The sequence below is a fragment of the Dasania sp. GY-MA-18 genome (genome assembly GCF_024734385.1).
GTDB lineage: Bacteria > Pseudomonadota > Gammaproteobacteria > Pseudomonadales > Dasaniaceae > Dasania > Dasania phycosphaerae.
In genome coordinates this window covers 61,148-76,693 of the sequence record NZ_JANHAP010000011.1, presented here as the reverse complement: position 1 = coordinate 76,693, position 15,546 = coordinate 61,148, and the positions used below count along the sequence as shown (strand labels likewise).

The window sequence follows — 15,546 nt, the reverse complement described above, 5'->3', positions numbered from 1 at the left end:
GTATTTGCTGGGTGTTAAATAGCGGTGGGCAATTTGTTGGGGCAGGTTAATTATAAAAATTGGGATAGCTTGGTATTTGGCTGCTAAGAAAATATAGCTGTTGATGTTTTTAGGCGCGGGTACTGGTGTGAGGTATTATGGTCAGAGTAGATAATCGTTAACTTGTATGTGTGTACGCTTATTGATGTGCTTGTTATGTTTCTACTATCCATATTTAAATGCAATATAAAACAGTGGGATAAATATTATTGCAGCAATGATCATTCCTAGACTGCTTTTTTTAAAATGCATCTTTTTAAGAGCATAAATTTCTTCTTTAGAGTGCTCGTGTCCACAGTGAGGGCATTTGGTTTTATAAAAATCAAATCCACCTTTACACTTAACGCATTTATACCAAACTGGGCTGAATGAGCCGCCTACCATTTATGCACCTCTTGAAAATAACGCTTTTGGCATAGGCAAACTGCGCAGCAGTATGCCCAGCGCGAAGCGAGATTGTGGCCAAACTTGTTATAAGTGTTACTGGGTTTGTGGCCTAGGTTCATTGACGACCTTATAAAATAGCATGTTGTTGATAAACCAATTGTGAAATGATAGTTCAATAAGCAATGCAATAACAAAAAGTGTAGGATTGAATACCCAGGCCAATAGAAAGATAAACGACATTACTATTAATAGAAGCAAATGCGCACCATGGTTTGCCATGACAAGCTCTGATTCGCAGTGCTTACACGTAACTCGATACTTTCTTCGCCACCAAGAAATATTGGTGTTACAGCTTGGGCATTCCTTTGCGCTGCTCATCGGCACCTACTCATAACGCCGCCAGCAGGGGACGAAAAACCAGAGCGAAGCGGCGGTTTTTTGTTCCCTCTGGCTGGCCTTGTTAGCATTTATATACGATATACTTTTTGAACAAGATAGCGACGTATTACCCCTTTTGCAGATACTACACGTTTTACTTCTAGCCTTATTTTTCCTTCGCCTTCATCCTGGGCATTATGCAAAGACCAGGTGATTCTACGGCGCTGGGATGAGCCTGCCTTTTCAGGCATTTTGAATGACACAGTACGTTCTAGTTCATTATCGTAAAACCGGCCAATGCCAGACAAAATATTATAGCGAGTAACATTTCCTGTAATATTGGTAATAACATTGGGTTCAGTTTGAATAGAAACACTTTTTAGTGTCTCTTTATCCATCTTGATCACATGATCTGGGTTTCGAGGCCTTTTTATAACAATGGTCATGTCATCGCACTGTTTAATCGGTCGATGTGCCTGCTCAAGAGGAATTTCTAAAGCCTCTTCCATTTCTCCAATAAACGGTTCAATTCTATCTTCTAGCTTTCTTACTTGGGCTGTTTCAGGGCTGTAATTTAAGTCTAAAGTCTTTGACCATGTCCATTTAATGAGATCGTAGAATACAGCCCCAACAACGCTTGTTCCTACGGCCAAAGCCGCTTGGTTTTCGATAGCTAATGTTATGAGTTCTTCGAAACTACCTTTACGGGACGGGTTTATATATAGCTTGGCACCAGAAATTTTGTTTCCGTGCTTTTTTATTTCACCGTCATTTAGCAACGCATGCGTAGTTATTGATAATGCCTTTGCAAACCCTTGTAATGAAACCGTCGCGTCGTACATGTCCAGGCGACCATCTCTTGCATCGCCGTTATGGTACGAAATCTTAAAATTTATCTTCTTCATATCTTCCTTAATGGCACGGATGTTTAGATGCTAACAGTTAATTTTTGGCTATAGTCAAATCAAAACATAAAGTATAAATCTAGACAAAAAAGTCTATATCTAAACATTTGCTGCAAGATCTAACCACGCCTATACGTCAATATCTGGCCATGTATATTATCAATACAGCAATCAGCGTTGATATTAATACGCAGCGCAATCACAAAATGCCAAAACTAACCAAGGGGAATGAAACAAAAGAAGGGAGTAAAACTGAGTATGGTGCTAAGCACTAAAAATCCCTTTAATGATCATTCGTCCTAACGCGTTTTATTAGCGATGCTGCGATTGTTATCCAAGCTAAACAAAAAATCTACCTTTTTAGGTAAGGTCGTTAATAAATGTTCAGTAATCCGCTGAAAATACATCACAAACTCTTTAACGGCCTTGTCACTCATTACCCCACTAGCCCCCTGCTCACTACCCTGCTCGGCTTTTATGCGGCTGGCAAGTTTGTGCTCTTGCTGTAAGCGCCATTGGTAGATGCAATCAAAGGATGGCGCTTTAAGCATGGCCCAGCTGTCGATTTGTTCATGCAAGCTTTGGTAATGCTGTGCTAGTTGCTGGTTAACGTAGTGTCGCCAGCGGCCATCGCTATCGTGCTGGGCCTCTAGGCTGTTAATGGCTGGCAATAATTCAGCTTCGCTTTGCGGGATAGCGCCTAAGCACCAGCCTTCTAAAATAATAATGTCTACGGGGGCGTTGATGCTGGCCCATTGCTCGCGGGCTACGCAGTCGTCGCTGGCTTTGTTAAAACGCGGTATGGCTACCCTGCCCGGTTTTTTTAAGTCGGCTAAGGTGGTGAGTGCCAGTGCAATGTCGTGGGTGCCGGGTACGCCGCGGGTGGCCAGTAGTGGGTGTACGGTTTGGGCTAACTGTAGGCGCGCGCTTTTGGATAAGTAAAAATCATCAAGGCTTAGGCTGACTACTTTGAGCTTGTGCTGGTGAGTTAACACGGTGTGCAGGTAAGCGGCCATGGTGGTTTTGCCGCTGCCTTGGCTGCCGTTTATGCCTAGGGTGAGGGTTTGTTGGCTGTGGGCTTGTTGTTGTAGCAGTGCGTTGATTAGGGGCGTGTAGTGGTTTTGTGCGGATGTTAGGTAGTCATCGGGGAGTTGATGTTGGGTTTGGAATTGTTTTAGGTATGGCTCGATGTTTTTCATGGTTATTTGATTGTTGTTTTTGTTAAGAGCTACGCTCTTTTATTGTTTAGCGTAAACCAATGGGTACCGGCGCAAGGCCGGTACGACGTACTGTACGTTTGTCATGCTGAACTTGATTCAGCATCCACCTAGCTGACTGTGTTCGCTGCTTCGCGCTGTTATTTTTCTCCGTTGCTAGGCGACTCCCAAGGGGCAACGGGTACTTCATAGAAGGTGATGCCTGTGAATATATTTTAGTCAGTAAAAAACTATGGGTACCGGCGCAAGGCCGGCACGACGAGTGGTATTTCGCTTTCTAAAAGTTGTTGATTATGGATGATTGTAGAGCAGTTATATAAAGATAAAAACCTGATAATACTACACAGCTCGCTACGGAGTACCCATTATCCCTTGGGAGCCGCCGAGCAACGGAATAAATTTGCGGTGGCCACAGCGAGCACTGTCCGAGCATTTTTTGATTGATTATCAAAAAATGTGAGTTGCGCAGCGGCCGCAAATTTATGAGTAGCGCAGGTTTCCCGTAGCCAATAGGCGAAGGGCGGCGGACTCAGGGTGCACTTTTCTTGGTTACTTCTTTTATGCACGTAAAAGAAGTAACTCGCCAACGGGCGAAAAAGGATTGTTAAAGAGAATTAATAAATTAAACCCATGGGTACCGGCGCAAGGCCGGTACGACGTACTGTAGCTTGTCATGCTGAACTTGATTCAGCATCCATCTAACAAGGATAGCTGCCGGATCAGCTCCGGCATGACCGTGTTTTATTTTTTAACTGAACTTAAGGCTGTGTTAGCTAGCCCAGCAACTAAAAACAAGCCTATCGCAAACACCACTATGGATGGCCCTGCGGGTGTGTCTAGGCTGAGTGATAAACCCAAGCCCCCTGCTACTGAGCCGCAGCCTATGGCTATGGCGGTGGCGGCCATTTGTTCGGGGGATGTTACAAACTTGCGGCTGGCGGCGGCGGGGATGATGAGTAGTGCGGTGATCAGTAGCACGCCGATGATTTTCATGGCGATGGCGACCAGCAAGGCGATCATTAGCATTAGGGTGAGACGCAGGCGCTCTACCGGCAGGCCCTCTACTTGGGCCAGTTCGGGGTGTACGGTGATGGCTAGCAGGCTGTTCCAGTTGCGCCATAGGGTGAGTGCTAGGGCCAGCGCTACGCCGCCTATCCAGTAGAGGTCTTGCTGGCTTACTGCTAACAGGTCGCCAAATAGGTAGGCGTTTAAGTCTAGCCGCACGTCGTCTATTAAGGCGATGGTGACTAGGCCCAGCGCCAGGCTGCCGTGTGAGAGTATGCCCAGCAGGCTGTCGCTGGCCAGTTGCGGCTTGCGTTGCAGCACCACTAGCAGCACGGCTAAGCCTAGGCAGCAGATGATAATGCCCAGTTGTATATTAATGCTTAGCCACAGGCTGAGGGCTACGCCCAGTAAGGCGGAGTGCGCTAGGGTGTCGCCAAAGTAGGCCAGCCGCTGCCACACCACAAACGAGCCCAAGGGCCCGGCGATGGCGGCGATGATTAACCCGGCGCTAAGGCCTAACCATAAAAAATCAGGCATGGCCCTGCCCTCCTTTTTGTTCGTCTTGTTTCTGTTCGTTGTGCTTATTGCTGTGCTGATGGCTGCCGTGGTGATGATTGTGGCCGCACTGGCTATGGTCATGGTTAGGGCTGTTGCCGCTTTCGTCGGGGATAACGTCGCCGTGTATATCGTGCTCGTGGTCGTGATCGTGGTGGTATACCGCCAGTGCCTGGCTGTATTTTTCGCCAAACAGGGCTAAGTAGGCGGGGTCGGTACTCACATGCTCGGGGTGGCCGTGGCAGCACACATGCTGGTTAAGGCAAATCACCGTGTCGGTTTGCGCCATTACTAGGTGTAAGTCATGGGATACCATTAATACCCCGCACTGGTGGCGCTCGCGCAGGGTTTCGATGAGTTGATACAGCTCGGTTTGGCCGGCTATGTCTACGCCTTGTACCGGTTCATCCAGCACTAATAGCTGCGGGTCGCGCAGCAGCGCCCTAGCTAATAGCACCCGCTGTAGCTCGCCCCCCGAGATGGACTGCAAGGGGTTGTTAAGCAAATGGCTGGTGCCTACCTCGGCCAAGGCTTCTTTAATGGCAGCTTTACTGGGGTGGGCCAGCCGTAAAAAGCGGCCCACGGTTATGGGCAGGCTGGGGTCTACATGCAGGCGCTGTGGCATATAGCCTATGCGCAGGCCGGGCTGGCGAATAATCTGGCCTAGGCTGGGTTCAATCAGCCCTAGCACGGCTTTCACCAAGGTGGTTTTGCCCGCGCCATTGGGGCCTATTAGGGTGACGATCTCCCCTGCTCTAATCGTTAAGTCCACCGCCTGCAGCACGGTTTGCTGGCCGTAAACCATGGAGATTTGCTTGGCTTGAAGTAGGTACTCGCTCACTCTATATCACCTGCTGCATCTGGGTTTATTTTTTGGCACTGCGGGCATAGCCCCACGATTTCTACGCATTCATCCTCTACCATAAAGCCGGTACTTTTTGCCGATTGGGCAATGGCGGCACTAATGGCTGGGGTGGCCAGCTCTACGGTGCTATTGCAGTGGCGGCAGATAAAAAAGTGGCTTTGGTGCTTATCGCTGGGGCTGCAGCAGCCTATATAGGCATTGAGTGATGCGATGCGGTGTATTAGGCCGTGCTCTAGTAAAAACTCCAGCGCTCTATACACCGTGGGCGGTGCTACCCGGCTGTTGTTACCGGGCGCGCGGCTGACTGCCAGCATCTCTAATAAGGTGTAGGCACCAAGCGGTTTGTGGCTTTGCCAAATATAGCCCAGCACTTGCCTGCGCAGCGGGGTTAGCCGCAGGCTTTTTTGCTGGCAGATAAGGTCGGCCTCTTGCAAGGCTTTGTTAATGCAGTGGCTGTGGTTGTGTTGCTCAAAGCCGCTGGTATCGGTTGCGGTTTTCATGGCTGGCTAGGCTGTGCCCTATGCTCGCTAAAAGAAATGTTATAATATAACGTTTCTTTTTTGTGTGATAGCGCTGTGCGTATTAAAATCGCCCTGCTTTGTTATTGCTGCTTATTGTGACCTTATTGAGCCTGCCCCTGTGTTAATTGCCCGTCCTAGCGCCCTGCCACTTGCCTTGTTGTTTGTACTAGCTTTGTTGTTAGCAACAACTGCCCTGGCCAGCCCTGCTGCTCAGCCCGCCATTAAGCCTAAGCTGCTGGCTTCGATTAAGCCCCTACAGTTGATTGCCTTAGATATAGCCGGTGATGCCGCCGAGGTGGAGCTATTGCTAGCGCCCAACGTGTCCCCTCACCTCTACCAGCTTAAGCCCTCGGATAGGCAACGTTTGGCCCATGCCGAATTGGTGATTTGGGTAGGCCCCAGTATGGAGCGCTTTTTAGCCAAGCCTTTGTCGCTGTTGCCCTCGGCGCGAGTGTTAACGCTGCTTAATGAGTCAGAACTGGATGCAGAGCAAGATGAAGATGAGCACGGCCATGAGCGCAACAGTAGCCACAGCGAGCATAATCATCACGGCCAAGACCCGCATATCTGGCTAAGCCCCGCGCAAGCGCAGCACATAGCCCAGCAAATAGCGCAGCGTCTAAGCACCCTACTGCCCGCGCAGCGCCCTACTTTTGAGCAAAATCTGCAAAGCTTTACTGCCAGGTTGGCCGCTTTGGATGCACAGCTACAGCAGCAGTTTAAAGCCTTAAAGGCTAAACCTTATATGGTGCTGCACGATGGTTACGGCCACTTTGAGCAGCATTACGGCCTGCGTCATGCAGCGGTGTTAAGCCTTAGCCCCGACAAAAAGCCTGGCGCCAAGCACTTGTGGGCCTTAAGCGAGCAGCTTAAACAAGGCAGCATTGCCTGCATCTTTAAAGAGCCGCAATACCAGCCGGCGCTATTACGCAACCTAACCCAAGGCCTGGCGCTTAAGCAGCAATTGCTAGACCCTATGGCTGGGCATATTACTTTAGGCGCCCATGGCTACAGTCGTTTTATGGCGGATTTTGGCCGGCGCTTTATCAGCTGTGTGCAGTAGTGGCTTAGACGCTTTCCGCTAAGTTTTTCTGTTAGCTATAACCAGCGCTTCTAAAACAACGATTTTCCATGTCGGTAATATTTACAAATAGCATTCAGTCTAAAAGATAAATCACATTTAACATATTGATTTATAAGTATTTTTAATAGTTGGCTTGATTAATGCTATTTTACAGTTAGTTTAGTTATTACTTTGAGGTTAACTGTGAACAATTTATTAAAAATTATCGCGACTGTATTGCTTATTAGCACGGCTGCCCCCAGCGCTTTTGCCGGCCTGGTAGAGGCAGAGTTTAGCTTTGGCTGGAGCGGCAATCGTAATCATCACGGTACTCTCAGCGGTAACGATGTTGATGGCGATGGTTATTTACGTTTTGATGAGCTAAGCACTTTTAGCGTGGTTGGCACTTACAACATCAATATGGGTAATTTGTTTGATATAGGCGATATAGATTTGCTTAATCAAATCTGGGAGCCCAATGCCGTATCTTGGCAAGGCACAGCTGACACAGCTTTTATGACTTGGCTTGGTCGCAGCCATTCATGTACCACATATAACAACTGTGGAGCAGATATCACCATTACCAATGTGCCCGAGCCCGGCTCATTGGTTTTATTGGCTTTGGGTTTAATAGGCTTAGGTGTTGCTCGCCACAGCCAGAAATAAACCTTAGTTTATACTTTTGCTAAAAACGGCTCCTGTTTAGGGGCCGTTTTTTTTTGCCTGTAAAACTAGCTAAGTATTTAGTGCTGGCCATAGGGTAGGGGAGGATAGGTAGAGTAGGGAGGGGCTAGCTAAGCTTAACTACGATCAAAAATAACCTGTAGTGGCAGATATAACGCGCTAGCGCGTACAATCCCAAAGCGCTATAACTGAATTTGTGATTAGCTTCTTTAAGTGTAGATGTAAGTGTAGGCGTAGGTGTAAGCGCAAAACTGCGTTGTTGAGTAATGACTATGAGGTGATATGTGCTACCCAGTGCTTTAACAGAGTTGTATCTAAAACATGTAAAAAAGCGATTTACTGAAACTTGTGAATGGTTAAACCAGTTAGGTTATAGCCGTTTATTGATTGCTGCAGGCGATAGCCATTACCACTTTAGAGACGACACAGATTACCCCTTTAAGCTCAACCCGTACTTTGCCAGCTGGCTAAACCTAAGCGAAGGCGCGGGCTCTTGGTTAATTATTGATAGCCAAAAACCTCAGCCTAGCTTACTACACTACTGCCCTGAGGATATTTGGCACCAACCCGCGCCCTTACGCGATGAGGTAGTGCAGCAGGCCTTTGAAGTGATTCCCTATGCGGACGCTAAAGATTTAAAACCGTTATTAAACAGCAAGCAGCAGCCCTCGGTGTATATAGGCGAGCCCAACGCCTTAATCGCAGAGCTGCCGCATTGTGTAAGCAATTGCGAGCAGTTGTTAAACCTTATTGATTATCATCGCGCCTATAAAAGCGAATATGAGCAGGGCTGCATACAGCTGGCCAATCACTCGGCAGCAATAGGCCACAAAGCCGCAGCTGAAGCGTTTTATAACGGTGGCTCTGAATACCAAATCCATATGGCCTATTTACAGGCCACCCAGCAATTAGAAAACGAGCAACCCTATAACAGTATTATTGCCCTTAATGAACATGCTGCCGTGTTGCACTACCCGCAAAAGCAGCGCACTAAGCCCGAGGCGCACCGTTCATTTTTAATTGATGCCGGCACCTGCGTGGGTGGTTACGCCTCTGACATCAGCCGCAGCTATGCTTTTAGCTCGTCAGATTTTGCTGACTTAATTATTGCTATGAACAAACTGCACGAAAAATTAGTCGATAGCCTAAGCCTGGGGCAGAGCTACCTCGATTTACACTTGGCTGCCCATCTAGGCATAGCTAAAATCTTACTGGAGTTTAAACTGGCCAAGGGCAGCGTAGAGAGCCTGTTAGAGCAAAAAGTAACGCAGGTGTTTTTCCCCCACGGGGTAGGGCATTATTTAGGTATACAGGTACACGACAGAGGCGGTTGGCTAAGCAGCCCATTAGGCGATGTGTTAGAGCCACCTAAGGATCATCCCTATTTACGTTTAACCCGTAAACTAGAGGCCAATCAAATTTTTACGGTAGAACCGGGTTTATATTTTATAGAGCCGCTATTACAACAGGCCAAACAGGACGCGCGCAAAGAGTTGATTAACTGGCCTGCAGTTAGCGCTATGCAACCCTGGGGCGGCATACGTATAGAGGATAATATTTTAATGACTGCGCAAGGAGTAACTAACCTGACCCAGCAGGCGAGTTTGGCTTAGTTATAACCCTTTAAAAACGACTCATCTTCATCCTCATTAGCCTGGCTGCCACTCAACTGCTGAGTGGCAGCTAGGCTGATACATTCCAGCCCCTTATCTGTAGTGTTAGTTATGGCCGTATGAGCTTGCTGCTGGTTGGCTTTATCACTATAAGTAGGTTTACTAAGTTCGGTATTTTTCATCATCTTTCTCACTTAAGTAGTATTAAGTAATAGTAGGTTTTTTAAGCCACAACAAGCTTAAATATTGTGGCCTGCCTAGGGTTCACTCATAGCTAATAAGGCCGCATTGCCCCCTGAGGCGGTGGTGTTGTTAGATATGGATTTTTCCAGCACAAAGCGATGCATCATAGCGGGGCCGTGGCTTTCAGTAATAAAAGGCAGCAAAGCGCCTGAACGTTGCGATAGCAGCTGGTCGATATTTTTTTGCAAGCTTATGGGGCCGCTAAATACCAGGCCGTGGCAATGCTCTGCCAATAATAAGTTTTGCAATTGGCGCTCACTATTGATGCTTAGGCGTTGATAAGCCGATTGCAAACCGGCTTGCGCTATTAGCTTGCTATAATCAAGTGCATTGTCACTAAGCTGTACTACACGATTGCCACATAGTAGTGCCGCACAAAGTTGGCGTAGGCCGTGTTCAACATAATGATCGCCCATCTGTAGGCATAGCAAGTTACCTCGTGGTGTGAGCATAAGCTGATTGAGCTCGCCAGTAGGCCCAGTTAGAGTAGCCGCTTTTAGCTGGGAGCTTAAAGCTTGATCTACCATAATATTAATATGATTTGCGAAATCCGAAGTTAGCTTTAAACCGCTATCGTTAATTAATAGTTGGCTAAAGTTTTTAACCTGCTCAGCTCTTTGCGCAATATCAACAATGTGCTTGCCAGCAATATGTAAATAATGCGCAGTAGGATTACTAGCAACGTTTATACCTGTAGGGTGGGCTAGTTTGCTAAACACCGTGTTGGTATCAATAGCAGTGTCAGAGCTGCTTGCGGTAGTGTTTTGTGTGAGCCTATACACATAAGATGGTCCGCCCGCTTTGGGGCCAGTGCCGGATAAGCCGTGGCCGCCAAAGGGTTGTACCCCGACTACTGCACCGATGGTGTTGCGGTTAATATAAATATTGCCCGCGTTAATGGTATTAACCACTTTTTCGGCGGTGTGTTGTATGCGGCTGTGTACACCGGCGGTGAGGCCAAAGCCTGTACTGTTAATGTCGGCCAGGGCTTGTTCAAATTGATTAGCTGGGTAGCGCACTATATGCACGATGGGGCCAAACACTTCTTGCTGTAACACATTAATACTATCTATTTCATAAAGTCGTGGCGCAAAAAAAGTACCGTGTTGGCATTCGTCGCTAAGTTTACATTGGTACAATAATTTGGCTTGGCCTTTGACGGCATCGCTATCTAAATATTGAGCGTGTTGTTGCAGCGCCGATAAGGCTTTGTTATCGATTACCGGGCCTATGTCGGTGTGCAAATAATTCGGGTCGCCTATGTGTAGCTCTTGCATGGCACCGATAATCATTTCGATAATTTCGTCGGCGATGTCTTCTTGTAAAAATAATACCCGCAAGGCCGAGCAGCGCTGGCCTGCGCTTTGAAAACCGGAGGCGATCACATCGTCTACCACTTGCTCGGGTAGGGCGGTGGAGTCGACTATCATGCAGTTTTGGCCGCCGGTTTCGGCAATTAGCGGAATACGCGGGCCGCTGCGTTCGGCCAGCTTGTGGGCTATCCACTCGCCCACGCCGGTAGAGCCGGTAAACATCACAGCAGCTATGCGCGGGTCGGGCAGTAATAGCTCGCCTACCTGTGGGCCGGGGGTGACGATGAGCTGCACTACATCATCGGGGAAACCACACTCTGACATTAGCGCTAAGGCGCGGCTGGCGATTAAGCAGGTAGTGTCGGCGGGTTTGGCCAGCACGGTATTACCCGCAGCTAGGGCGGCGGTAACCTGGCCTAAAAAGATAGCCAGCGGAAAGTTCCACGGGCTAATGCACAACACCACACCACGCGACTGCAGCTGGCCGTGCTCGCCCCATTGCGGGTGCGGGCCGCAAACCTTGCGCGCCTGCACGGCGTAGTAGCGGCAAAAGTCTACGGCCTCGCGCACTTCGGCTACGCCATCGGCGACTATTTTGCCGGCCTCATGAGTACACAGGGCGATAAGCTCATCCATGTGTTGCTCTAGTTTATCGGCTAAGCGCTCCAGGCAGGCGGCGCGCTGGTCTACGGCAAGCTTGGACCATTGTTGATACACGGCGGCGGCTTGGTCTAACTTTTGGCTTAGCTGCTGGGCGGAGCTGCGCGGCACGGCACCTAAAAAATGGCGTGTGTCGGTGGGGCTGCTTGATACTGCTAGAGTCTTATCAGCCAGGTTGAAGTCAGCGGCGGTTTTAATATGCTGCTGCGCCCACGTTTGGCTGTTGCTGGCCAAGCGTTGCAGGCGTGGTATGTCGCTTAAATCGATGCCGTGGGAGTTGCTGCGCTCGTCGCCATATAAGTTTATGGGTAGTGGAATATTGGGGTTGGGGATTTGCGACCAGCTGCGCACTTTGGCTATGGGGTCTTGTACCAGTGAGCTTAAGGGCAGCTCGTCGTCGACGATGCTGTTTACAAACGAGGAGTTGGCGCCGTTCTCTAACAGGCGGCGCACCAAGTAGGCCAACAGACTTTTGTGTTCGCCTACTGGGGCGTAAATGCGCACAGGTATGCCCTGTTGGCTAATAATATCGTCGTATAAGCCATCGCCCATGCCGTGCAGGCGTTGAAATTCAAACCCGCTTAAGCCGCCGTTGTTGCCTTGTAGTGCGCGCTCTAAAATATAGGCCACCGAGTAGGCGTTGTGGGTGGCAAACTGCGGGTAGATGACATCGCGGTTATCCAGCAATAAACCGGCGCAGGCTTGGTAGCTAACATCGGTAGCGGCCTTGCGAGTAAACACCGGGTAGCCATCCAGGCCTTCCACTTGCGCGATTTTTATTTCGCTGTCCCAATACGCGCCTTTAACCAAACGCAGCATCATTTTTTTGCCGGTTCTTTTGCTGAGATCTATTACCCACTGCAATACAGGCAGGGCGCGTTTTTGATAGGCTTGCACCACCAAGCCAAAGCCTTCCCAGCCTGCTAATTCGGGTGCGGTGAACACGGCCTCTATTACATCCAGCGATAGGTCTAAACGGTCGGCCTCTTCGGCATCTATGGTAAAACCTATGTCGCAGTCTTTGGCCATAATGGCCAGGCTTTTAAGGCGGCTAACTAACTCATCCATAACCCGTTCGCTTTTTAATAACTCGTAGCGGGGATGTATGGCTGAGAGCTTTACTGAGATGCCAGCGCTTTTATAAATGTCGCTACCCTTGGTGTTGGCCCCTATATGCGCTATGGCGGTTTGGTAGGCTTTAAAATAGTTATCGGCATCGGCCATGGTGCGGGCTGCTTCACCCAGCATATCGTAGGAGTAGCGATAACCTTTGGCCTCTAGTTTGGTGGCGCGCTTACTGGCCTCGGCTATGCTGCGCCCCAGTACAAACTGGTTGCCCATAATGCCCATGGCCTGACGCATGGCGGATCTAATAACGGGTTCGCCTAGTTTGGCCAAAGTGCTTTTTAAACTGTTGATGTGTTGTTGCTGCTGTTGCGGGTTAAAGCGCACGATGCGCCCCGATAGCAATAAGCCCCAAGCCGAGGCGTTAACAAAAAAGGAGTCGCTTTTGCCCAAGTGCGCCTGCCAGTCACCGCTGATCAGCTTGTCGCGTATTAGCCGGTCGGCGGTGGTGCTATCGGGCACCCGCAGCAGCGCTTCGGCCAGGCACATAAGCACTATGCCTTCGTTGGTTGATAGCGAATACTGGTTGAGCAGGTTTTGTATATGGCCACCTTTTTGGGCGGTGCGGCGCACCTGACCTGCCAGCGCTAGGGCGGTGTTGGCAATGCGACCTTGTGTAGGCTTATCCACTTCTGCCATGGCTAATAAGCCCTCTAATACCTGGGCTTCGTCAGCGCGGTAATGCTGGCGTATGGTCTGGCGTAGGGGGGACGTGGTGTCTAGCGTACGAGGCAGTTGCATAAAACCGATCCTATAAAAAATGGCAAAGATTGAATGCAGGAATAGTAGGTAATATGACGCAGCAGGTGCTTTGGAAATAGGCTATATTTTCGATATGAAATAGGGATTCAGGCTTGATAAGCCGCATATTAATTGCCTAAATAATCGCTATAGTAGTGAATCATTTTTATTACTCATCACCCCCCGTGGAGCCAGGTAATACCATGACTAAAAGCGAAAAAAAGCTGGATCGCATAGACAAAAAAATACTGGATACCCTGCAACGCAATGGCAAAATTGCTAACTGCGACCTGGCCGAGCTGGTGCACCTAAGCCCCTCGCCCTGCCTAGAGCGGGTGCGGCGCTTGGAAAAAAGTGGTTACATTAAAGAGACCGTAGCCCACCTCAACCCCGAGTTATTAGATGCCGCCTTAGTGGCCTATATAGAGGTGTCACTTAAACGCACCGCCACTGAAGACCTGGATAAGTTTAACCGCCACATGCGCGACTTAGACGAAGTGGTAGAGTGTGTGATGGTGGCAGGCGGCTTTGATTACCTGATTAAAATACGCACCGAAAACATGCAAACCTATAGGACGTTTTTAGGCGAAAAACTAGCGGCTATAGAGGGCGTGGCCCAAACCCACACCTATGCGGTAATGGAAGAGGTGAAGTCCACTCATATTATTCCGGTAATAAAATAAGTTTGATCAGGCTATCTCGTGATCCCAAACTTGATTTGGGATCCATGGGTTTGCGGGGTTTGGTTTGGATTCCGGGTCGTGGCCCGGAATGACCTTGGGTTTGGATTTTAGCGATGCCGCTCGTCATCCCAAACTTGATTTGGGATCCATGGCTTTGCGGGGTCTGGTTTGGATTCCGGGTCGTGGCCCGGAATGACCTTGGGTTTGGATTTTAGCGAAGCCGCTCGTCATCCCAAACTTGATTTGGGATCCATGGCTTTGCAGGGTCTGGTTTGGATTCCGGGTCGTGGCCCGGAATGACGTTGGGTTTAGATTTGAGCGAGGCCGCTTGTCATCCCAAACTTGATTTGGGATCCATGGGGTTGCGGGGTTTGGTTTGGATTCCGGGTCGTGGCCCGGAATGACTTAAAACGGTTTTTACTTAATCCTCACTAGGATAAATACGCTGTATCAAAATATTTTTATACTCCTGTGGATCTTTAATTTCCATTAAGCCGCCGGGGCGATGATGGCCGCTGGGGTTTAATTTAATTAATAAACGCGTAACCCAAAAGCGTACCGCGGCGATGCGTAAAAAATCATCCCACACGTTTTTTTCATCGTCGGTGAGCGGCCGGTTTTTTTCGTAGCCAGCCAGTAGTGCGTCACAGCAGTCGTGGTTTAGGCTGCCGTCGTGTTCCGAGCACCAGTCGTTGGCCACTACCGCCAGGTCGTGTAATAAATAGCCATCACTGGCGCTAAAAAAATTAATAATGCCCGCCAGCCTGTCGCCTACAAATAAAGCATTGTCTCTAAACAAGTCGCCGTGTATCACACTGCGGGGTAGGTTGAGGTTGCTATTGTGCAGGTTTACAAAGTGGTTGATTTCATCGTTGAGTAATTTTTGGTCGGCCTCTTCCAGTTGTGGGCTTAGCTCGGCTGCTGCGGCCACCAGCCACTCCACTGAGCGCGGGCCTTGATGCTGTAAATTGGCGTCCACACAGGCGCGGTGTATGTTGGCTAAAATCTCGCCCAGCTCGCGGCATTGTTTGGGGTTGGGCTGCATGGCATGTTGGCCGGGCACTTTGGGGATTAATAAGGCGGGTTTGCCTTGCAGGGTTTTTAGGCTAACGCCATCGCTGTCGCGCACTGGGCAGGGTACGGGCAGGCCGCGCAAGTTAAGCAGGGTGGTTAACTCGGTATAAAATTTTAAATCGTTTAAATTTTGCACTTCAAACAGGGTGAGCACAAAATGTTGCAGCGGTTCGGTTTGCAATTCACTGCCAAACTCCGATTGGTCGGTAGTAATAAAATAATTGGTATTGGTAATACCCTCGGCTATGCCTTCATAGCTTACTAGCGGGCCTATGCCAAAGGGGGCGATGTAGGCCTCTATCTCTTCACGGTCTAGCACGGTGTAAACAGCCATGCACTTACTCCTTTATCATTGCTTTATGTTTGGCGATTGCTGTTAAAAAGTAGCGGTGATACTGTAGCTCACCCCTGTCTATAACTATAGCCCTGCTAAGCCTTACTTGCTTGGTGGGCGTTAACTAACTTTTTGCTGCGA

Annotated in this window: 12 protein-coding genes; 4 read left to right on the top strand and 8 right to left on the bottom strand. The window is 49.0% G+C overall.

Annotation, left to right across the window (positions count from 1 at the left end; genetic code table 11):
• Window positions 1–893: 893 nt before the first annotated feature.
• The 5 genes from NO559_RS13590 to NO559_RS13570 form a co-directional block, all read right to left on the bottom strand.
• A complete protein-coding gene (locus NO559_RS13590) occupies window positions 894–1,709 on the bottom strand; it encodes a hypothetical protein (protein ID WP_258332406.1) in 816 nt (271 codons plus the stop codon).
• A 299-nt stretch (window positions 1,710–2,008) separates the two neighbouring features.
• Window positions 2,009–2,908: a kinase gene (locus NO559_RS13585; protein ID WP_258332405.1), complete on the bottom strand. Its 900-nt coding sequence runs from the start codon at window positions 2,906–2,908 to the stop codon at window positions 2,009–2,011.
• 759 nt (window positions 2,909–3,667) lie between these two features.
• Entirely contained in the window at window positions 3,668–4,468 is an 801-nt protein-coding gene (locus NO559_RS13580; protein ID WP_258332404.1) for a metal ABC transporter permease, read from the bottom strand.
• Window positions 4,461–5,327 (bottom strand): zinc ABC transporter ATP-binding protein ZnuC, encoded by an 867-nt coding sequence (gene znuC, locus NO559_RS13575; RefSeq protein ID WP_258332403.1) that lies wholly within the window; start codon window positions 5,325–5,327, stop codon window positions 4,461–4,463. Before znuC ends, NO559_RS13580 begins: the two co-directional genes overlap by 8 nt.
• On the bottom strand, window positions 5,324–5,851 hold the full coding sequence (locus NO559_RS13570) for a Fur family transcriptional regulator (protein ID WP_258332402.1): 528 nt from the start codon (window positions 5,849–5,851) through the stop codon (window positions 5,324–5,326). Before NO559_RS13570 ends, znuC begins: the two co-directional genes overlap by 4 nt.
• 139 nt (window positions 5,852–5,990) lie before the next feature.
• On the opposite strand from NO559_RS13570, the gene NO559_RS13565 reads away from it, so the two are divergent.
• From NO559_RS13565 to pepQ, 3 genes are all read left to right on the top strand, one after another.
• Window positions 5,991–6,935, top strand: coding sequence for a zinc ABC transporter substrate-binding protein (locus tag NO559_RS13565; RefSeq protein WP_258332401.1), 945 nt, complete (start codon window positions 5,991–5,993; stop codon window positions 6,933–6,935).
• A gap of 204 nt (window positions 6,936–7,139) precedes the next feature.
• Complete coding sequence (locus NO559_RS13560; protein ID WP_258332400.1) at window positions 7,140–7,601, top strand: PEP-CTERM sorting domain-containing protein; 462 nt, start codon at window positions 7,140–7,142, stop codon at window positions 7,599–7,601.
• 302 nt (window positions 7,602–7,903) lie between these two features.
• On the top strand, window positions 7,904–9,232 hold the full coding sequence (gene pepQ / locus NO559_RS13555; protein ID WP_258332399.1) for a Xaa-Pro dipeptidase: 1,329 nt from the start codon (window positions 7,904–7,906) through the stop codon (window positions 9,230–9,232).
• Here pepQ and NO559_RS13550 read toward each other — a convergent pair.
• Window positions 9,229–9,417: a hypothetical protein gene (locus NO559_RS13550; protein ID WP_258332397.1), complete on the bottom strand. Its 189-nt coding sequence runs from the start codon at window positions 9,415–9,417 to the stop codon at window positions 9,229–9,231. The genes pepQ and NO559_RS13550 overlap by 4 nt on opposite strands.
• Window positions 9,418–9,489: 72 nt before the next feature.
• The gene (gene putA, locus NO559_RS13545; RefSeq protein WP_258332396.1) at window positions 9,490–13,314 is read right to left on the bottom strand and encodes a bifunctional proline dehydrogenase/L-glutamate gamma-semialdehyde dehydrogenase PutA; all 3,825 of its coding nucleotides are present in this window, start codon (window positions 13,312–13,314) and stop codon (window positions 9,490–9,492) included.
• A gap of 203 nt (window positions 13,315–13,517) precedes the next feature.
• On the opposite strand from putA, the gene NO559_RS13540 reads away from it, so the two are divergent.
• On the top strand, window positions 13,518–13,997 hold the full coding sequence (locus tag NO559_RS13540) for an Lrp/AsnC ligand binding domain-containing protein (protein WP_258332395.1): 480 nt from the start codon (window positions 13,518–13,520) through the stop codon (window positions 13,995–13,997).
• A gap of 421 nt (window positions 13,998–14,418) precedes the next feature.
• On the opposite strand, the gene NO559_RS13535 is transcribed toward NO559_RS13540, so the two are convergent.
• Window positions 14,419–15,405, bottom strand: coding sequence for a homoserine kinase (locus NO559_RS13535; protein ID WP_258332394.1), 987 nt, complete (start codon window positions 15,403–15,405; stop codon window positions 14,419–14,421).
• Window positions 15,406–15,546: the final 141 nt, after the last annotated feature.